Raw genomic sequence first — 19,042 nt, forward strand, 5'->3', positions numbered from 1 at the left:
CTCAGCCCCGCCGCCCGACCGAAGCAGCAAGCTGAAGCACCAGCCGGGCCGTCAACGTTTGGGCCGGATTGCCGGTGGTTTTGCAGGCGGCTTCGGTTTCGGTCAGCAGGGCCAGGGCGCGGGCGGCGCGGCGCTCATCCCAGGCGCGCAGTTGGTTGCGGAAGGCGGCCTGATGCTTGAAGAACACCGGCGGCTTCAGGCTGGCCATCGCCTTGTCGGGTGGTGTGCCGCGGCCGATCCGCCCGGCACACAGATGCAGCCGCTGGAAGTGGCGGGCCACCCCCCGCAGGACGGTGATCGGCGCCTGACCCTGCTGGAACAGCCGTTGCAGGGCCTGTTGGCTGTCGTCCAATCGGCCATCGGCGATGGCGAAGGCCAGGCGCTCCACATCGAGGGCCGAACTGTCGCCCACCGAGGCCAGCACATCGGCCGTGGTCACCTTGCCGCCCGGCGAATCGGCGGCCAGCAGGGCCAGCTTTTCCAACTCGGCGCGGGTCAGCGCGCGATCTCCCCCCAAAAGGCCGTGCAGTAACTCCAGAGCCTCCGGAGCGATGCCCAAGCCGTGCTCGGCCAGGGTATCGCGGATGACGGTTTCCAGGGTGCGCCCTTCATCGGCGTAGCAGGGCAGGGCGGCGGCCAGGGGGTGTTTCTCGGCCAGAACCCGCAGCGAGGAGCGGGGCGACAGGTCGCCACCCTCAATCAGGATCAATGCATCGCCTGGTGGGTCGTCGAGAAAGGCGTCCAGGCGCTTGCCCAGCGAATCGCCGGCCTCGACCACCCGCACCACCCGCCGACCACCGGTCAGGGCTTGCGCGGCCGCTTCGTCGAACAGCCGGGCCGGTTCGGCGGTGATCTCCGATGCCGCCAGTTCAGCCACCCGAAAAGGGTCATGACGGTCGCCGGCCACCCGCCGGGTCAAGGCATCCAGCCGCTCGACCACCAGGCCACGATCCGGGCCATAGACCAGCACCAGACGGATCTTGGGGTCGGGGTTGGCCAGAAAGCCGTTGATGGCGGGGGCGGCGAGTTTCATGGCATCGCCTTTGGGCGGGAGACCGTGGGAAGCCGGCTTTAGAGCAAATCCCCAGCGATCCGGAACGGATCGCGACGACGATTTGCCGCAATATCAAGCTTCTGGAGGGTATGTTGCCTCAACCACACATCACGCTCTAGCTTGAGCTGAGATGGCGTGACAAGGCGCTTGCGGTGCGCACGGCGATCAGGTTCGCCAATTCATTCAGGGCACGTTCCAGGGCGTTTTCCCGACTTGTTACGACAGCGTATTGATCGTCCACGACGCTGTAGTTGACGCGCACCTCAACCCGGTCCGAAAAGAGCGTGGCACCCTGATCGTTCAGGTTCATGCTCGCTCCCACGGTCATTTCGTTCAGGGAATAAGTGCCGTCGGGGTCGGTCACGGTGCGGGTGATGGTGTCGGTCAGCTGGGTGATTTCCAGGCGGAAGCGTCCCACCGACTGGCGCGCCGAGGGGGGGGGCAAAAGCAGGCGTTCCAGATGGCCGTGCAGAAGCTGACCCTCGCGCTCCTCAATGGGCGCGATGCTCAGCTGCGCCAAGCCGCCGGGCACCGGGGCGTGGGCGCCGCGGTTGGCGAGCAGCGGCTGGTAGCCGCAGGCCCCGGGCAACAGCAGGGCCAATCCCAGGCAGGCGATCTTCAGGGCCGTGCGCGGATGCAGCAAAGCCGCCCCTCCTGTTCGTCGCGCTAGTTGGCGACCACGTTGACGATCCGCCCCGGCACCACGATCACCTTGCGCACCGTCTTGCCGGCGGTCTGGGCGGTTACGTTGGGCAGGGCCAGGGCGGCCGCCTCGATGGTCTGGCGGTCGGCATCGCGGGCCACGTCGAGCTGGCCGCGCAGCTTGCCGTTCACCTGCACCGCCAGGGTCACGGTGTCGTCCACCAGCAGGGCCGGATCGTGGGTCGGCCAGTCGGTGTGGATCAGCAGCCTCTCGTGACCCAGCAGCGACCACAACTCCTCGGCCAGATGGGGGATCATCGGCTCCCACAGGCGGGCCAGGGTTTCCAGGGCGTGGCGGCGCACCCAGTCGGGCCCGTCGCCGGCCGCGTCGAAGGCTTCGTAGGCGTTGGTGAATTCGCGCAGGCGGGCCACCGCGGTGTTGAAGCGCAGGCGGTCCAGGTCGTCGCTCACCCCGGCGATGGTCTTGTGCAGGGCGCGCATCAGCGGCAGACCATCCCCCAGGTCGTCCGGGCGCGGGGCGTTCGGCGCGGGCAGGGGAGTGGCCGGCTCGGCGGCCAGCCGCCACAGGCGATTGAGGTAACGCCAAGCCCCCTCGATGCCCGAATCGGTCCAGTCCAGGTCGCGCTCGGGTGGGCTGTCGGAGAGCATGAACAGGCGCGCCGCGTCGGCCCCGTAGGCCTCGATGATGGCCGCCGGATCGATCGTGTTGCGCTTGGACTTGCTCATTTTTTCCGAGCGGCCGGCGCTGACCGGGGTGCCCTCGGTGCGGTGGACCAGGGCCCCGTCCTCGCCGCGCGTCACCTGGTCGGGGCTCAGCCAGCGGCCGTCGGCGTCCTTGTAGGTTTCGTGGCAGATCATGCCCTGGGTGAACAGGCCCTTGAACGGCTCCTCGAGACCCAGATAGCCGCAATCCTTCAGCGCCCGGGTGAAGAACCGCGAATAGAGAAGGTGCAGCACGGCGTGTTCGATGCCGCCGATGTACTGATCGACCGGCAGCCAGTAGTCCACGGCGGCCCGGTTGAAGGCCTGCCCCTCGACCTTTGGCGAGCAGAACCGGGCGAAATACCAGCTTGATTCGAAGAAGGTGTCCAGCGTGTCGGTCTCGCGCCGCGCCGCCCCGCCGCACTTGGGGCAACTCACCTTGGCCCAGGTCGGGTGGCGGTCCAGCGGATTGCCCGGGCGGTCGAACTCCACGTCCTCGGGCAGGGTCACCGGCAGCTGATCGCGCGGCACCGGCACGGCGCCGCAGGTCGGGCAGTGGATGACCGGGATCGGGCAGCCCCAGTAGCGCTGCCGCGACACTCCCCAGTCGCGCAGCCGGAACTGCACGGTGCCTTCGCCCAGGGCGCTTTCGGCCAGACGATCGATGACGGCCCGCTTGGCCTCGGCGACGCCCAGGCCGTCGAGGAAGCCCGAATTGATCGCCACGCCGTCGCCGGTGAAGGCTTCCGAGCCGGCTTCCAGCTCGGCCGCGAAGGCCACCGGGTCGGCGTCCCGGGGCGCCACCACGGCGCGAATCGGCAGGCCGAGGCGGCGGGCGAAATCGAAGTCGCGCTGGTCGTGGGCCGGACAGCCGAAGATTGCTCCGGTGCCGTATTCCATCAGCACGAAGTTGGCGATGTAGACCGGCAGGCGCCATTCGGGGTCCAGCGGGTGGACCGCCTCGAGGCCGGTGAAGAAGCCCTTCTTCTCGGCCTTTTCGATGGCTTCCTCGCTGGTCCCCAGGCGGGCGCAGTCGGCGATGAAGGCGGCTGCCTCGGGATTGGTCTCGGCGATCTCGGCGGCCAGCGGGTGCTGGGCCGAGATGGCGCAGAAGCTGGCCCCATAAAGGGTGTCGGGGCGGGTGGTGAAGACCTCCAGCCGGTCGTCGCGCCCGGCCAGCGGGAAGAACACCCGGGCCCCTTCCGAGCGGCCGATCCAGTTGTGCTGCATCAGCCGCACCTTGTCCGGCCAGCGATCCAGGGTTTCCAGGGCGCTCAGCAGTTCCTCGGCGTAGTGGGTGATCTTCAGGAACCACTGGGCCAGCTTGCGGCGTTCCACCGGCGCCCCGGTGCGCCAGCCCTTGCCGTCGATGACCTGCTCGTTGGCCAGCACGGTGTGATCCACCGGGTCCCAGTTGACGGTCGATTCCTTGCGGTAGACCAGGCCCTTGTCCATGAAGTCGAGGAACATCGCCTGTTCGTGGCGATAGTACTCGGGCTCGCAGGTGGACAGTTCGCGGTCCCAGTCGATGGACAGGCCGAGCGGGCGGAACTGCTGGCGCATGTCGGCGATGTTGCGTCGGGTCCACTGGCCGGGGTGGACGCCGCGTTCGATGGCGGCGTTCTCGGCCGGCAGGCCGAAGGCGTCCCAGCCCATCGGGTGCAGCACGTTATAGCCCTGGGCGCGACGGAAGCGGGCGACCACGTCGCCCATGGTGTAGTTGCGCACGTGGCCCATGTGGATGCGCCCGGAGGGGTAGGGGAACATCTCCAGCACGTAGTACTTGGGCCGGCTGTCCGCCTTGGCCGGCAGGCCGTCGCCGTTGGGGTCGGACTGGAAGCACTTCTCGGCCTCCCAGCGCTCCTGCCAGTGGGGCTCGCTGTGGCGGAAGTTGTAGCGGCCGGCCGTTTTGCCGGGGCCGGTGGGGGCGGAAGCAGCGGGAGCGGACATCGTTTGAACGGGGTCTCCGGAAGGGGGCCGGGGTAAGGCGGGGTCGGGGAATCCAAGGCCCGCGCGGGCGAGGCGTCGAGGGCGGGCCGGGTCAGCCCTGCTGGCGGGCGATGCGCAGCTGGCGGGCCCGGGTCAGGATCTGGTTTTCCAGCTCGGTGGTCACCGTGCCGGCCACCGGGGTGTCGGTCCAGTTGCCGCCGGCGTCGCGGATCTGGCGGAACACCGAGGCCTTCACGCCATCGGCCCGCAAGGCCCGGCCGAGAATGTAGACGTTCACCTTGAAGCGCTCGTTGGGGGCGTCGGGCGGGGCGTACCAGTCGGTGATGATGACGCCGCCGAACGGGTCGGCCGAGCTGAGCGGCATGAAGGCGATGGTGTCCAGCGCCCCGCGCCACAGGAAGGCGTTGACGTTGATGCCCCCGCCGCCGCCGGTGGGGTCGCGCTCCTCCTCGCCGCCGAGCAGCGAAAAGCCGCCCGGGCCGAAAATGGAGTCCTGCTGGCCCTCGCCGCCATAGGTCGGGCGTCCCGGTCCCCGGCTGTCCTGGGCCGGGTCGTCGGGATAGCGGGCCTCGGTTTCGATGCCGCCGCATCCGGCAAGCAGGCCCATGCCCAGGAGAGTCAGGGCAAGGACGGGGAGGCGAAGGCTGAAGCGCTGTGTCATGGCGTCGGTCAATCGTCATTGGGGCGTGCCGGCGGGGGGCCGGGGCGCGACGGGATCGGAGGGTCCCCTTATAATGGAAAGAGTCTGTGGGCTAAAGCCCGATGCAGCGGGCACCCTGGCGGCCGCGCGATGGTCGCGCGATGGCGGGGCGCCGGGCGGGCCGGGCAAAACACCGACTGCCCGTGCGGTTTTGTTGCTTCCTTGCCACACCGCCGGCCATTCGGCGGAAGACCGGGCGTTCTCCGTTGACCGCAAAGCCCTCGATGGCGCAAATCTAGACCCACGCCGTGCCCGCACGGTCTCACCCCTAAGATCAAGATCCGGTCTTTCGGAAAAGGAAGATAGACATGAAGAAGGTTCTCATTGGCACCACCGCGCTGGTTGCCGCCACCGCGATGACCACCGACGTCCGTGCGGCCGACCCCATCAGCATCACCCTGGGCGGCTATGGCAACTGGTACGTCGGCTGGGCCGGTAACGACGACTCCTACGGCGATGTCGCCCGTGGCAACCAGGGCGACGAGATCGAGGGTCACGTCTGGAGCGACGCCGAAATCCACTTCAACGGCTCGACCACCCTGGACAACGGCCTGACCATCGGCGTGCACGCCGAGTGGGAAATCGGCTCCTACGGCACCACCGACGCCGACCCGATGGACGAAGCCTACGTCACCATCGGCAGCGCCTACGGCCAGCTGCTGGTCGGCGAGGAAAACAACCGCGCCTACCAGATGCACGTCTACGGTGCCCCGGGCCTGATGCTGGGCATGTCCGAGTCCGACATCTACGCTCTGATCGAGCGTCCGGGTGCCGTCGCCGGCCAGACCACCACCGCGCTGAACACCGACAGCGACCGTCAGGGCATCAACTACACCTCGCCCAGCTTCTACGGCTTCCAGTTCGGTGCCACCTACAAGCCGGAAGGTGCCGAGACCACCGGTAGCGTCCTGAACAAGGCCCCGAACTCGATCGCCACCGATGCCACCTCCGAGAACATCTGGGCCGCCAGCCTGACCTACGACGGTGAGTTCTCGGGCGTCGGCGTCGCCGCTTCGGCCGGCTACTTCTCCCAGGAGTCGGGCAACGCCAGCGTCAACGAGCACGACGAGTGGTCCGCCGGTCTGCAGCTGACCTACGCCGGCTTCAGCGTTGGCGGTTCGTACCGTCAGCTCGACATCACCGAGGATGGCACCATCACCCCGGGCGCCAACGGCGGTGCTGACTTCGAGAACGCCGAGGATGGCTACGTCTGGGTTGCCGGCGTCGGCTACGCCACCGGCCCCTACGCCGTCGGCTTCACCTACCAGGCCACCAGCGCCGAGGGTGCCTTCTCCAACGTTCCGGGCAACGTGAACGGTGGTGACGACGAGACCGCCGCCTGGATCGTCGAGGGTACCTACGACATGGGTGCCGGCGTCGCGGTTGGTGCCAGCGTCTTCCACGTCGAGTACGACGACGAGACCACCAACTTCGCCAACAACAACGAGGGCTGGGGCTTCGCCACCGGCATCATGCTCAGCTTCTAAGGCTGCGCACCTCGCTTGAGGATCGGGTCGGGCTCGCCAAGAGCCCGCCCCGGACAGGAAAGGGGAGCCGAAAGGCTCCCCTTTTTTGTGCGCCGAGGTCACGTCTGTGCCCACCCCGCGAGGGCGAGCCGGCGGCAGGCGGATCAAGTCGCCGAAAAAGGCGCGGTCGGAGAAGGCGTGGTTGGGAAAAGGGGTGGCGTCAGCCTTCCCCTTCCAGGACCCGCCGCAACGGCTCGAGCTGTGCCTCGAAGCGCCGCCAGCGCCCCTGGCGGCCGGCGTGGATGGGCTCGCGGACCTGACCGGAACTGGGCGTTTGCACCATGCGGCGACTGCGGTGGTGACTGAGGCAGGCGTCATCCCACGGCAGGCCAAGGCGGCCGATCAGGTCGCGAATGGTCGGCTCCGGCGCATCGACCAGATCGGCATAGGCCAGATCGATGAACACCTCGCCCGGCAACACCTGGCGCCAACGATCGACCAGCCGCTGATAGGCCCGCATGTAGCGCCCGAGCTCTTCCAGGTCATAGCTGTAATGCTGAGCCTGCTCGGCGAAATGCTGGATGAAGCAGGACAACCCCACGTCCATGGGGTCGCGGTGGATGTGGACGATCCGCGCCCCCGGCAGCAGGCGGGCCAGCACGCCGGCAAACAGGAAGTTGTTGGGGGCCTTGTCGGTGACATGGGTCTCCGCCCCCGGAACCAGGGCCCGCAGGCGGCCCAGACAGTCGTTGGCAAAGGCCGCCGCCTGGGTCGCGCTCAGACCGCGGGCCCACGCCCAGGGGGTGTGGAAGCCGGCGGCCGCGCCGTGCAGGCGCACCCGGTCGGGGATCATGCCCAACTCGCCGGCGCCGTGGACCGCCGGATGGCTGGCGATGATCTGCTCGATCAGGGAGGTTCCCGAGCGCGGCATCCCGACAATGTAGATGGGCCGCACGGCGTCGGCGACGGCGATGGCGTCGGCCGGCACCGCCTGGGGCAATGCCTCGGCCAGTTCGACCATCAGGCGCTCGTCGTCGGCCACGTCGTAGGTCAGGGTGGCGCGCTTGATCGCGGCGGCCCGGGCGTAGGCCTCGAACGCCGCCGCGTGGCTGCCCTGCCCCGCGTCGGCCAGGTCATGCCGGGCCTTGCCCAGGGCGTAGCCCACCCGGGCCTGCTCGGTGGCCGGCAGATCGGGGCCGGCGAGCAGGGATTCCAGAAAGGCGATGTCGGGGTCGGCGGGGTCGCGGAAGGTCTTTGCCTGGGCCAGATGGCTGGCGTAAAGCGACACACGGGACACATGGGGGCCCGCCTCGATGGCCTGGCGGAACAGCGCCTCGGCTTCCGGGTTGCGGCCCAGGTCGCGCATCAGGTTGCCCAGCCCGTTGAGCGTTTCGCCACTGGCCGGGCGCAGCGCCAACGCCTTGCGATAGGCGGCTTCGGCCGCCTCGGCCCGGCCCAGGCCCGACAGGGCATTGCCCATGCTGGTCAGCGTATCGGGGTCGTCGGGGGCCAGGGCCAGGGCGTCCTCATAGGCCGCCAGCGCCGCCAGATGATCGCCCCGGCGGCGCAGACAGTTGCCCAGATTGGTGAAGGCGTGCGGAAAGCGCGGGTCAACCCGGGTTGCCATCAGGAAGCTGCCGATCGCTTCCTCGATGCGGTCGAGCCCCTTCAGGGCCAGGCCTTTCAGGTTGTGGGCCACGGCCAGTCGCGGGGCCTGGGCAATCAGGGCCTCGCTTTCCTTCAGGGCGACTCCGTACCGGCCCTGGTCGAGCAACCGGCCGATCTTTTGCAGCCGGGGCCGCGGGTCGCCGGCGGCGCGCGCGCTTCCGGCGCCGTTTTTCGGGCGGCTTTTGGGGGTTTTTCCCTGCGCCCCCTTGCCGGCCTCGGAGGCCGCCTGGGGCAGGGCCAGCCGCACCCCGTGCCGCGCCGCCTCGGTCGCCACGGCCTTCAATTCGCCCCCTCGGCCGGCGGCGGCCATCGCCTGGGCCAGGGCCTGCCAGTGGCGCGGGTTGGCCGGCGCCACCGTGCACAGCCGGCGCAGATGCCCGACGGCGCCCGCCGCGTCGCGCCCCTGCAGGCACAGCACACCCAGGTTGTGCAGCGCCACCGGATGGTCCGGCTGGGTGGCCAGGATTGACAGATAGAGCCGCTTGGCCGCCTCCAGGTTGCCCTGGCGATGCTGTTGGGCCGCTTCGGTCAGGCGCGGATCGGGAGCGGTGGTCATGGAACTCTCCGGTGGGGCAGGCGATGGCGAGGCGCGCGGGCAAGGTCGCGGGCGGCGCCCACGGCGGCCAGACCGATCAGGGGCGCCGCATCCAGGCGGCGGGCGGTGCGGGCATCAATGCCGCCCAGGGCGAGCACCGGCATCCGGCTGTGGCGGACCAGCCGGGCCAGCCGCAGCGGGCCAAGGGCGGGCTGTCCGGGATGGCTGGCGGTGGGCAGGGCCGGCCCGAGCAGGGCGGCATCGGCCCCCAGCGCCTGGGCCCGGGCCAGGGCGCGGCGGCCATGGGCGGCGACGGTTAAAAGCCAGCCGTGGCGCCGCCGGGCCAGCCGCAGGGGAGCGAGGCGGCCGTGGCGGGCCAGCCCTTCCGGCAGGTGCACCCCCTGGGCCCCGACCCGCGCCGCCAGCCGCCAGTCGGCGGCAATCAACAGGACCAGCCGCCGGCGCCGCGCCACCCGGGCCAGCGCCCGCGCCAAATCGGCCCGCCCGGGGCTGTCGTAGTGGCGCAGCAGCAGCCCGGTCCCGGCCGGCAGGCGGGCGGCCAGGGGCAGCGGATCGGCGCTCCGGGCGCTGTCGGTCACGGCGAGCAGGAAGGATGGGGCGGGCAAATTGACGACTCCGGCGGTTGCCCATACTCTCCCGGGCAAAGAACCCCCGAAAAAGAGCGCGAAACAGCCATGAACGCAAGCGTTGCCGACAATCTGTCCACCGTCCGGGCCAGCATCGCCGAAGCCGCCCGCGCCGCCGGCCGGTCGCCCGAGTCGGTCACCCTGGTGGCGGTCAGCAAGGTCCACGGGGCCGAGCGGGCCGCCCAGGCCCTGGAAGCCGGCCAGCGGGTGTTCGGCGAAAACCGGGTCCAGGAAGCGCAGACCAAGTGGCCCGACCTGAAACGCCGCTTCCCCGAAGCCCGCCTGCACCTGATCGGCCCCTTGCAGACCAACAAGGTGCGCCCGGCGCTGGAGCTGTTCGACGTCATCGAAACCGTCGACCGGCCGCGCCTCGCCAAGGTGCTCGGCGAGGCGCTGGCCGACCGCCCCACCCGACCCGACCTGCTGGTCCAGGTCAACACCGGCCAGGAGCCGCAAAAAGCCGGCATCGACCCGGCCGAGGCCGACGACTTCCTGGCCTACTGCCGCAACGACTGCGGCCTGACCATCCAGGGCCTGATGTGCATCCCGCCCATCGACGAGGAACCGGCCCTGCACTTCGCCCTGCTGCGCGAAATCGCCCGCCGCCACGATCTGCCCTGGCTCAGCATGGGCATGAGCGACGACTACCCCACCGCCATCGCCATGGGCGCCACCCACGTCCGCATCGGCACCGCCATCTTCGGCCATCGCCCCCCGAAGACGTAGGTAGCGGCAGACGCCAAGGGGGCGCTGCCCCCTTGAACCCCCGCCGGGGGGACCAGGGGCCCCCCCGGACCCCCGCCGTGACTTAAAACCCCACCCAGGGGGGCAAGCCCCCCTGGGTGGGGTTTTGATTCATGGTGGGGTCTGGGGAGGCCTCTCGGCCTCCCCAGCGGGGTTCAAAGGGGCGGCGCCCCTTTGCGTCTGGCGCCGCCTGCGCCGTCAGGGGGTGATGGTGAGGTTGGTGGTGGGGGGGATGAGTTTCAGCAGCAGGGTCATGTGGGGTGGGGCGAGGGCGATGCAGCCTTCGGTCGGCGGGTAATTGACGCCGGCCAGGTGCAGGAAGATGGCGCTGCCCAGGCCGGGTTGGGGTGGGTCGTCGTTGTGGCCGAGGACGATGACGAGGTCGTACAGGTGGTCTTGCCGCCACAGGTTTTCGGCGCTGGCCGGGTGGGGCAGGGTGACCGGGCGGTTGTAGTCCTGGTGGGTCGGGTCGTCGCACCAGCCGTCGTTTGGTCGGATGGCCTGGGTGGGCAGGGTGGTGGCTGGCGGGGTGGGCCAGCGGTCGGGTCGGTAGAGCAGGTGGCGCAAGGGGTAGCGGCCGGTCGGGGTGGCGCCATCGCCTTCCCGTTTGTCGGTCCGCACGCCGCCCCGGCCCAGGGCGCAGGGCCAGCGGTGCGGTCCGATGGTCAGTCGGCCGCTGGCGGAAACCTGGATCTCCATGGCGGCGGTGGCTTACCGGGCCATGCCGGCGGCCTGGTACTTGTCCAGGGCCTGACGCATGGCGGCCTGGTAGAAGGCCGGGGTGATCTGGCCCTTGCCGTCGCCCAGCATGGGATGGCCGGTGGCGTCGACTTCGGCTGGCAGGCGGCTCGACAGGTCGATGCCCGATGGTTGGCGGGTCGTTTCGGCGGCGGTCGTGGCCGTCCCGGCGGCCGGCGCCAGATAGTCGATGCCGCTGCCCAGCGAGGCTCCGGGCGCCGCCGGGGGGGCGGTGTCGGCGGCGAGGTTCGCCTTGGGGCTGGGCGGGCGCGGCGGCACGGTCAGGGTATCGCCGCTGGTGGTGCCGCTGGCCCGCCAACTGCTGGACGTGCCGCCGCCGGGCCGTTGCGGCACCGGGAACCAGCGCCGGCCCTTGGCATCGGTCACCGGACCCTGGTCGGGTTGCGGGGTGGGGATGGGGATGGCCGGGGCGGCCTGGGCCGTCTGGGCGTTCTGGGAGGCGGTCGGGATCAGACTCTGTTCGCCGGCGGTCAGGGCGGCCAGTTCGGTCTGGGGAGTGACCTCGGGGAGGGGGTGGGGGGTGGCCGTTCCGGCCATTGCCTGGGCGGCGATCTGGCTGCCCAGCGAGCCACCCAGCGAGCCACCGGGCTGGGCCGTGGCGCCGAGATCGGCCGACCGGTCAGCGGCGGCCTCGGCGAGGCGGGTGGCCGGGGCGGCGTCGGGGGTGGCCGGGGTGTCGGGGCCGAACAGGGCGGTCATCACGTGGCCGCCCAGGTCGTCGCCGGTTTCCCCCTCGATCACCGTGTTGACCACCGAGGCGGCGACGCCCAGCGGGCCACCGAAGATGCCGCCGCCGACGATGCGCGGCAGGGCGTCGATCTGATCGCCGGTCCATTCGCGGTAGAAGGTGGAGATCACCGGCAGGTGTTGCAGCGGGTTGATGATGTCGAGCACGTCCCAGAAGGTCAGCCCGTCGTCGCCGAACGGCTTGACCTTGGCCTGACCGCCGCCGGCTTCCTCGAAGGTGCCGGGGAGGGCCGCCGTCTCGGCCTCGCGGTTGCGGTTGAGGCGGGCCATGGTGTCGCGGTTGGACTGCGTCGCCGGGCTGCCGGGACGGGGCGCGGTGGGATCGTGGATCAGGGCGACGCTGGACACGGGGCCGATACCTTACGCCTTCTGGGGGAAGTCTCCACGGGTCCCTTCGCAAGCCCGGTGCCAACCCAGAATACGTATGTAAATCAAGCAATTGAATGCGGGCGATCCGGCCTCGTCCCGGCCTCGGCGGGTAATTCCTGCCGCCCGCCGGCGTCCCCTTTGCCCAGTTCGGGTGTTCCGTTCGGGTGTCCCGTTCGGGGCGGCGCGGCTCAGGTCACGGCGGCGAGCAGTTGGGCGTTGCCGCCGGAGGCGGTGGTGTCGATGCACAGGTGGCGCTCCAGACGGCAGCGGGCGGTGATCTGGCGTTCGCTGAGCAAGGGCAGGATCGCCCCCGGCCGGGCGGCCAGGGCCTGGCGCAGGGCGCGGGCGCGGTCGGTCGGTCCCCAGCAGGCGACCGCGTCGAAGCCGTCAAGGTGGCGCAGCGCCTCGGCCTCCAGGCGGCCGGCGACGGCGTTTTCGCCGCGCGCGCCGGGGGCCACGCAGACCGCCGCGCAGCCGGCGGCGCGGGCCTGGGTGGCCTGGGCCTCGGCGCTGGCGGCGTCCGGCCCCAGGCACAGGATGACGCCGCGCGGGTGGTGGCTGTAGCGGTTGGACTCGCCGGTCGGCCCGGGCAGGTCGCGGCTCGACAGCGGCCCCGCCGTCACCTGCTCCCGGGCCTTGTCGAGGCAGGCCTGCACGGCGGCGGGATCGGCTGGCGCCGTGTCGGGCGGTTCGGGCCGGGTTTCGCGGGCCGGCTGGGTGAAGCGGGCCAGATAGTCGGGTCCGCCCGCTTTCGGCCCGGTGCCCGACAGGCCCTGGCCGCCGAACGGCTGCGAGCCGACGATGGCGCCGATCTGGTTGCGGTTGACATAAAGGTTGCCGGCCCGGACCCGGGCGGTGATCCGCTCCACCCTATCGTCGATGCGGCTGTGCACGCCGAAGGTCAGGCCGTAGCCCTGGGCGTTGATGGCATCGACCACCCGGTCGATCCGCGAGGCCTGGAAGGTGGCCACGTGCAGAACCGGGCCGAAGACCTCGCGTTCCAACTCCTCGATTCCCTCCAGCCGGATCACCGCCGGGCCGACGAAATGGCCGTCGCCCCGGGGCGTTGGCAGTTGCTTGAGAAGCCGCCCCTCGGCCCGGGCGCGTTCCACGTGGGCCTCGATGTCGACCCGGGCCCGGGCGTCGATGACCGGGCCGATGTCGGTCGCCACGTCCCATGGGTCGCCCAGGGCCAACTGGTCCATGGCGCCATACAGCATGTCGAGGAAGGGCTCGGCGATGTCGGCCTGGAGATAGAGCATGCGCAGGGCCGAGCAGCGCTGGCCGGCCGACTGGAAGGCCGAGACGATGATGTCGCCGATGGCCTGCTCGGGCAGGGCGGTGCTGTCGACGATCATCGCGTTGAGGCCGCCGGTCTCGGCGATCAGCGGCGCGTCGGGGGCCAGATGCTCGGCCATCGTGCGGTGGATGCGGTGCGCCGTGGCGGTGGAGCCGGTGAAGGCGACGCCGCCGATGCGCGGGTCGGCGACCAGGGCGGCGCCCACCTCGGGCCCCTCGCCGGGCAGCAGGGCCAGGGCGTGGGCCGGCACCCCGGCCCGGTGCAGCAGCGCGGTGGCCCTGGCGGCGATCAGCGGGGTGGCCTCGGCCGGTTTGGCCAGCACCCCGTTGCCGGCGGCCAGGGCGGCGGCGATCTGGCCGGTGAAGATGGCGAGCGGGAAGTTCCACGGGCTGATGCAGGCGAACAGCCCGCGCGCCGGGGCCGACAGGTCGCCGGCCCGGGCCGCGTAATAGCGCAGGAAGTCGACCGCCTCGCGCAGGTCGGCGATGGCGTCGGCCGGGGTCTTGCCGGCCTCGCGGGTGAGCAGGGCGCACAGTTCGCCCTGTTCGGCCTCGTACAGTTCGCTGGCCTCGACCAGCACGGCGGCGCGCTCGGCGGCCGAGGCGGTCCACGGCCGCGCCGCGTTGAGCGCCGCCGCCACCTCGGACGGGGTGGCGGGATGCACCTGACCGACCCTCTCGGCCGGGGCAAAGGGATTGCTGACCGGTTGCGCCGGGCCGTTGCCCGAGCCGTTGCGGCGTGTCGGCCGGGCCTCCCAGGTGGTTTCGCGGAAGGGGGCGCGGGCGGCCTCGAAGGCGGCCCGGGTAGGGGGATCGGTGAGGTCGGTGCCGGCCGAATTGCGGCGTTCCGGCGCGAACAGGTCGGGCGGCGGGCGCACCGCCGGGTTGGGGCGCCCCAGGTCCTCGGCGGCGAACGGGTCGGCGGCCACCGTGGCGGCCGGCACCTGGGCATCCAGCAACTGGTTGACGAAGGAGCTGTTGGCCCCATTCTCCAGCAGCCGGCGGACCAGATAGGCCAGCAGGTCGCGGTGTGCCCCGACCGGGGCATAGATGCGGCAGCGCGTGCCGGCCTCTGCCTTGACGTTGGCGTGCAGGCTTTCGCCCATGCCATGCAGGCGCTGGAACTCGAAGCTGTCGCGGTTCGCGCCCAGGTCTTCGGCGACCTCCAGCACGGCGGCCAGGGTGTGCGCGTTGTGGCTGGCGAACTGCGGATAAAGACGCCCCGACAGCGCCAGCAGCCGCCGCGCCGAGGCCAGATAGGCGACGTCGCTGGCCGCCTTGCGGGTGAACACCGGGAAGTCGGGCAGGCCGGCCACCTGGGCCCGCTTGATCTCGCTGTCCCAGTAGGCGCCCTTGACCAGACGCACCATCAGCCGGCGGTCGAGCGTCTCGGCCAGGGCGTGCAGCCAGTCGATGAGCGGCCCGACGCGCCGCCCATAGGCCTGCACCACCACCCCGAAGCCGTCCCAGCCGGCCAGCTCGGGATCGGCCAGCACGGCCTCGATCACATCCAGCGTCGGCTCCAGGCGGTCGGCTTCCTCGGCATCGACGGTCAGGCCCATGTTGGCGGCCCGGGCGGCGCGGGCCAGGGTGCCCAGGGCGGGCACCAGCTCGGCCATCAGGCGGTCGTGCTGGGTCGCCTCGAAGCGCGGGAAAAGGGCCGACAGCTTGACCGAGATGCCCGGGTTGTCGCGCGGATCGTCGGCCCTGCACAACGGCGCCAGATGGGCGATGGCGGCCGCGTAGGCGGCGCGGTAGGCGGCCGCCTGATCGGCGGTGATGGCGGCCTCGCCGAGCATGTCGTAGGAGTAGGTGTAGCCTTCGGCCTCGTACTCGCCGGCCCGCGTCACCGCCGCGGCGATGCTTTCGCCGAGCACGAACTGGTTGCCCATCTCCTTCATCGCCCGCTTCGCCGCGGCGCGGATCACCGGCTCGCCCAGCCGGCGCACGGCGCCGCGCAGCACCTCGGCCACCCCGGTGCCCTCCGACAGCACGCGGCCGGTCAGCATCAACGCCCAGGTGGAGGCGTTGACCAGCGACGAACTGGACTGCCCGAGGTGCGCCCCCCAGGCCGAAGGGGCGATCTTGTCCTCGATCAGGGCATCGATGGTCTCGGCGTCGGGCACCCGGAGCAGCGCCTCGGCGAGGCACATCAGGGCCACCCCCTCGTCGGTGGACAGCCCGTACTCGGCCAGGAAGACGTCCATCAGGGCCGGCTTGCGGTCGGCCCTGAGGGCCTCGACCAGGGCCTGGCCGCGCACCTGGGCGCGGGCCCGCAGGTCGGCGTCCAGGGGTGCCGTGCGGCTCAACTCGGCCAGCACGGCGGCTTCGTCCTTCAGGTGGAAGTCGCGGATGCGGGTGCGCAATCGATTGAGGTGATCGGTCACCGAAGGTCTCCCCTCTTCGATCTGTCGGTGCGTCTCCCTGTTCAGGTAAGGTCGCCGGACGGCGAATGCACGCCCCCTTTTCCAGCCGGGGGTGTGGGGCTATCATCGCGCGGTGCCGTTTCCCCCTTTTCGGAGAGCCCGATCCATGACCCCGCGCGACCCCGACCAGCCCGCCCCCGCCAAGGCCCGCGGCCTGATCGGCACCGTTCTCGCCCTGGGTGGGGTGGCGATGGTCGTCTGGGGCGGCCTGCAACTGGCCGGCGTGGTGGCGGCGGCCGGCGAGGCGGAAAGCGACACCATCCTGGGGGTGCTGCTGATCATCGTCGGCCTGGTCGATCTTTTCGTCGCTCTGCTGGTCGGCGCCGGTGCCGTCAAGGTGGACCGCGCCGAGGCCCGCGCCCCGGCCACGCCGCCGCGCGGCGGGCCGGTGCGGCGGCGCTGAGCCGCTGGCCGCTTGATCGTCTCGGCCAGCTATCGCACCGACATCCCGGCCTTCTACGGCCGCTGGTTCGCGCGGCGCCTTGCGGCTGGCTGGTGCGCGGCGGTCAATCCCTATTCCGGCAAGCCCTACCGCATCGCGCTGCGGCCGCCCGAGGTGGCCGGCATGGTCTTCTGGACGCGCCACGTGACGCCCTTCCTGCCGGTGCTGGACAAGGTCGCCGAGGCCGGGCTGCCGTTCGTCGTGCAGCACACCCTGACCGGCTATCCCCGGGCCCTGGAAGCGGCGGTGGCCGAGCCGGAAAAGGCGCTGGCCGGAATGCGCGAGGTGGCCCACCGCTTCGGCCCGCGGGCGCTGGTGTGGCGCCACGACCCGATCGTGCTCTCCTCGCTCACCCCGCCGGCCTGGCAGCGGGCCGCCTTTGCCGCCACCGCCCGGCGCCTGGAAGGGGTGGTCGACGAGGTGGTGGTGTCGTTCCTTCAGGTCTACCGCAAGACGGTCCGCAACATGGCCGCCGCCGCCCGGGCCGGTGGCTTCACGTGGGATGACCCGGGCCCGGCCGGCAAACAGGCCCTGCTGGCCGAGCTGGCCCCCCTGGCCGCCCGCCACGGCATCCGGCTGACCCTGTGCGGCCAGCCCGAGCTGCTGGTGCCCGGGGTGGCCGAGGCGCGCTGCATCGACCCGGCCCGCCTTCAGGATCTGGCCGGCCGCCCGGTGCCCGCCGCCGCCCAGCCGCACCGCGCCTGCGCCTGCGCCGCCAGCCGCGACATCGGAGCCTACGACACCTGCCCCGAGGGCTGCGCCTACTGCTACGCGGTGGTCCGCCGGGCGGTGGCACGGCGCCATCACGCGGCGCACGACGCGGACAGCCCGTTCCTTTTCGCGCCGCCCGGCACCCCGGTGCCCGAGGCCCCCGACCAGGGCCGATTCCTGTAGGGCGACATGTCGAGAAAGCGCCACGAATGTCGGACATCGTGTCGTGTCTGGCCATCTGGGCGAGAGTCAACCATCTGAAATAAAACGGGAAAAATTCTGGCCTGGTGTTTGCTTGGGAAAATCCGTGTAGCCTGCCAAGCGTTATTACCTGTAACTACATAACGGTCCCGACCCGCCCTCCCGAAGGCAGATTCGAACATGAGCCCGCCCACCCTGTCCGCCGTCTTCTCGCACGCCGAGCCGCGCCCGATGCAGGTTGGCGAATCGCGCATCCGCCTGCTCGAGGCGATCCGCGACCACGGCTCCATCGCCGCCGCCGGGCGCGCCATGGGGCTGTCCTACAAGGGCGCCTGGGAGGCGGCGACGGCGCTCAACAACCTGTTCGCCCGCCCCCTGGTGGTTGCCCGTCCGGGCGGCCGGCATGGCGGCGGGGCCGAACTGACGGCCCAGGGGCTGGCCGTCATCACCGCCTTCCGCCGCCTGGAAGGGGCGCTGGCGGTGCTCGCCGGCGACCTCGACCGAGCCCTGGGCGGTTCCCCCGATACCCCCGAAACCGGGCCCCTGCTGTCGGACAACCCGACCGCCGGAGCGCTCGACCTGATGCGGAGACTGAGCATGCAGACCACCGCCCGCAACGCCCTGCGCGGCACCATCGCCCACCTCATCCCGGGCACCGTCAACACCGAGGTGGTGATCGATCTGGGCGACGCCCGCCTGACCGCCGTGGTCACCAACGGCAGCGTCCGAAGCCTCGGCCTGGATGGCGGCGGCGAGGTGACGGCGCTGATCAAGGCCAGCTTCGTCATGCTGGCGGTCGGCGAGGGCGCCCTGGCGACCAGCGCCGACAACCACCTGCCGGGCACCGTGACGGCGCGTCACGACGGCCCGGTGAACAGCGAAATCAGCCTCGACATCGGCGGCGGCAAGACCCTGGTCGCCATCGTCACCCGGGACTCGGCCGAGCGCCTGGAACTGGCCCCTGGAATCGCCGCCAGCGCCCTGATCGAGGCCCACCACATCATCCTGGCCCTCGACTGAGCGCCATCATCCATAAGGAGTCCCCCCTCATGCACCGTTCCCTGCTGCTTGCCCTGGGCCTTCTGGCCACCCTCGCCGGTCCGGCCCGGGCCGACGAGACCAACGTCGCCGTGGCCGCCAACTTCACCGGCCCGGCCAAGATCATCGCCGATGCCTTCACCGAGGCCACCGGCCACGTGGCGGTGCTGTCGTTCGGCTCGACCGGGCAGCTCTACACCCAGATCAGCCAGGGGGCGCCGTTCCAGGTCTTCCTGGCGGCGGATCAGGCACGGCCCGAAAAGGCCGTCGCCGAGGGCCTGGCGGTGGCCGGCAGCCAGCGCACCTACGCCATCGGCACCCTGGTCCTGTGGTCGGCCGACGCCAGCCTGCCGGCCGGGCCCGAGATGCTGACCGCGCCCGGCGTCGATCGCATCGCCCTGGCCAACCCGGCCACCGCCCCCTACGGCGCCGCCGCCATGGCGGCCCTGGAAAGCCTGGGCATGGTCGAGGCCGTGGCCGACCGGCTGGTGCAGGGCAACAATATCGCCCAGACCTTCCAGTTCGTGACCACCGGCAACGCCCAGGCCGGGTTCGTCGCCGGCTCGCAACTGACCGGCGTGACCGACGGCGTGGCCTGGACGCTGCCCGGCGACCTCTACCCGCCGATCCGCCAGGACGCCGTGCTGCTGACCACCGGCGCCGACAACCCCGCCGCCCGCGCCTTCCTCGACTTCCTGGCCGGGCCGGAGAGCCTGAAGGTGATCCAGGATCACGGCTACGCGGTGGCTTTCTGACACGGGAACAAGGGGGCGCCGCCCCCTTGACGCCCGCCGGGGGGACAGGGTCCCCCCGGACCCCGCCTTTCTGTAGCGCGCCACTTGCTTTTGGAGTGGTCGCCACTTGGTTCTGGAGCATGGTAGCCCGCCTCTGAGAGGGGTCTCAAGGTGCCCTGACGGGGGC

General features: G+C 71.1%; 15 protein-coding genes. 6 read left to right on the forward strand and 9 right to left on the reverse strand.

Annotation, left to right across the window (positions count from 1 at the left end):
* Position 1: 1 nt before the first annotated feature.
* The 4 genes from holA to BLR95_RS12455 all read right to left on the reverse strand — a co-directional run bounded on the left by holA (position 2) and on the right by BLR95_RS12455 (position 5,030).
* Complete coding sequence (gene holA / locus BLR95_RS12440) at positions 2–1,033, reverse strand: DNA polymerase III subunit delta (RefSeq protein WP_092620647.1); 1,032 nt, start codon at positions 1,031–1,033, stop codon at positions 2–4.
* 136 nt (positions 1,034–1,169) lie between these two features.
* Entirely contained in the window at positions 1,170–1,697 is a 528-nt protein-coding gene (locus BLR95_RS12445; RefSeq protein WP_092620650.1) for a hypothetical protein, read from the reverse strand.
* 23 nt (positions 1,698–1,720) lie between these two features.
* Entirely contained in the window at positions 1,721–4,369 is a 2,649-nt protein-coding gene (gene leuS, locus BLR95_RS12450) for a leucine--tRNA ligase (protein WP_092620653.1), read from the reverse strand.
* 91 nt (positions 4,370–4,460) lie between these two features.
* On the reverse strand, positions 4,461–5,030 hold the full coding sequence (locus BLR95_RS12455) for a DUF3576 domain-containing protein (RefSeq protein WP_092620703.1): 570 nt from the start codon (positions 5,028–5,030) through the stop codon (positions 4,461–4,463).
* Between the two features lie 347 nt (positions 5,031–5,377).
* Between BLR95_RS12455 and BLR95_RS12460 the strand changes: the two genes are divergently transcribed.
* Entirely contained in the window at positions 5,378–6,556 is a 1,179-nt protein-coding gene (locus BLR95_RS12460; protein WP_092620656.1) for a porin, read from the forward strand.
* 199 nt (positions 6,557–6,755) lie between these two features.
* Here BLR95_RS12460 and BLR95_RS12465 read toward each other — a convergent pair whose 3' ends face one another.
* Complete coding sequence (locus BLR95_RS12465) at positions 6,756–8,759, reverse strand: tetratricopeptide repeat-containing sulfotransferase family protein (RefSeq protein ID WP_092620659.1); 2,004 nt, start codon at positions 8,757–8,759, stop codon at positions 6,756–6,758.
* Positions 8,756–9,364 (reverse strand): thiamine phosphate synthase, encoded by a 609-nt coding sequence (locus tag BLR95_RS12470; RefSeq protein ID WP_245689501.1) that lies wholly within the window; start codon positions 9,362–9,364, stop codon positions 8,756–8,758. Before BLR95_RS12470 ends, BLR95_RS12465 begins: the two co-directional genes overlap by 4 nt.
* A 69-nt stretch (positions 9,365–9,433) precedes the next feature.
* On the opposite strand from BLR95_RS12470, the gene BLR95_RS12475 reads away from it, so the two are divergent.
* A complete protein-coding gene (locus tag BLR95_RS12475) occupies positions 9,434–10,111 on the forward strand; it encodes a YggS family pyridoxal phosphate-dependent enzyme (protein WP_092620665.1) in 678 nt (225 codons plus the stop codon).
* A 216-nt stretch (positions 10,112–10,327) separates the two neighbouring features.
* Here the strand turns inward: BLR95_RS12475 and BLR95_RS12480 are convergent, their stop codons facing one another.
* The 3 genes from BLR95_RS12480 to putA all read right to left on the reverse strand — a co-directional run bounded on the left by BLR95_RS12480 (position 10,328) and on the right by putA (position 15,690).
* Positions 10,328–10,828 (reverse strand): L,D-transpeptidase family protein, encoded by a 501-nt coding sequence (locus BLR95_RS12480; RefSeq protein WP_092620668.1) that lies wholly within the window; start codon positions 10,826–10,828, stop codon positions 10,328–10,330.
* A 12-nt stretch (positions 10,829–10,840) separates the two neighbouring features.
* Complete coding sequence (locus BLR95_RS12485) at positions 10,841–11,983, reverse strand: hypothetical protein (protein ID WP_092620671.1); 1,143 nt, start codon at positions 11,981–11,983, stop codon at positions 10,841–10,843.
* A gap of 209 nt (positions 11,984–12,192) precedes the next feature.
* Positions 12,193–15,690 carry a bifunctional proline dehydrogenase/L-glutamate gamma-semialdehyde dehydrogenase PutA gene (putA, locus tag BLR95_RS12490; protein WP_245689503.1) on the reverse strand — a complete coding sequence of 1,166 codons (3,498 nt, stop codon included), beginning with the start codon at positions 15,688–15,690 and terminating at the stop codon, positions 12,193–12,195.
* Between the two features lie 145 nt (positions 15,691–15,835).
* Here putA and BLR95_RS12495 point away from each other — a divergent pair, with 145 nt between their 5' ends.
* The 4 genes from BLR95_RS12495 (at position 15,836) to modA (ending at position 18,876) form a co-directional block, all read left to right on the forward strand.
* Positions 15,836–16,132 carry a hypothetical protein gene (locus BLR95_RS12495; protein ID WP_092620674.1) on the forward strand — a complete coding sequence of 99 codons (297 nt, stop codon included), beginning with the start codon at positions 15,836–15,838 and terminating at the stop codon, positions 16,130–16,132.
* 12 nt (positions 16,133–16,144) lie between these two features.
* Positions 16,145–17,065 carry a DUF1848 family protein gene (locus BLR95_RS12500; RefSeq protein ID WP_092620677.1) on the forward strand — a complete coding sequence of 307 codons (921 nt, stop codon included), beginning with the start codon at positions 16,145–16,147 and terminating at the stop codon, positions 17,063–17,065.
* Positions 17,066–17,263: 198 nt separating this feature from the next.
* Positions 17,264–18,103, forward strand: coding sequence for a TOBE domain-containing protein (locus tag BLR95_RS12505; RefSeq protein WP_092620680.1), 840 nt, complete (start codon positions 17,264–17,266; stop codon positions 18,101–18,103).
* Positions 18,104–18,132: 29 nt separating this feature from the next.
* Positions 18,133–18,876, forward strand: a complete 744-nt coding sequence (modA, locus tag BLR95_RS12510; RefSeq protein WP_092620683.1) for a molybdate ABC transporter substrate-binding protein — start codon at positions 18,133–18,135, stop codon at positions 18,874–18,876.
* Positions 18,877–19,042 lie beyond the last annotated feature (166 nt).

The sequence above is a fragment of the Roseospirillum parvum genome, from assembly GCF_900100455.1.
Classification (GTDB): Bacteria; Pseudomonadota; Alphaproteobacteria; order Rhodospirillales; family Rhodospirillaceae; genus Roseospirillum; species Roseospirillum parvum.

Excerpts from the sequence above, each read along its gene's own strand:
- BLR95_RS12455 (WP_092620703.1), bottom strand. The coding sequence starts at position 5,030 with ATGACACAGCGCTTCAGCCTTCGCCTCCCCGTCCTTGCCCTGACTCTC.
- leuS (WP_092620653.1), bottom strand. The coding sequence starts at position 4,369 with ATGTCCGCTCCCGCTGCTTCCGCCCCCACCGGCCCCGGCAAAACGGCC.
- BLR95_RS12480 (WP_092620668.1), bottom strand. The coding sequence starts at position 10,828 with ATGGAGATCCAGGTTTCCGCCAGCGGCCGACTGACCATCGGACCGCAC.
- modA (WP_092620683.1), top strand. The coding sequence starts at position 18,133 with ATGCACCGTTCCCTGCTGCTTGCCCTGGGCCTTCTGGCCACCCTCGCC.
- BLR95_RS12505 (WP_092620680.1), top strand. The coding sequence starts at position 17,264 with ATGAGCCCGCCCACCCTGTCCGCCGTCTTCTCGCACGCCGAGCCGCGC.
- holA (WP_092620647.1), bottom strand. The coding sequence starts at position 1,033 with ATGAAACTCGCCGCCCCCGCCATCAACGGCTTTCTGGCCAACCCCGAC.
- BLR95_RS12495 (WP_092620674.1), top strand. The coding sequence starts at position 15,836 with ATGACCCCGCGCGACCCCGACCAGCCCGCCCCCGCCAAGGCCCGCGGC.
- BLR95_RS12475 (WP_092620665.1), top strand. The coding sequence starts at position 9,434 with ATGAACGCAAGCGTTGCCGACAATCTGTCCACCGTCCGGGCCAGCATC.
- BLR95_RS12460 (WP_092620656.1), top strand. The coding sequence starts at position 5,378 with ATGAAGAAGGTTCTCATTGGCACCACCGCGCTGGTTGCCGCCACCGCG.
- BLR95_RS12465 (WP_092620659.1), bottom strand. The coding sequence starts at position 8,759 with ATGACCACCGCTCCCGATCCGCGCCTGACCGAAGCGGCCCAACAGCAT.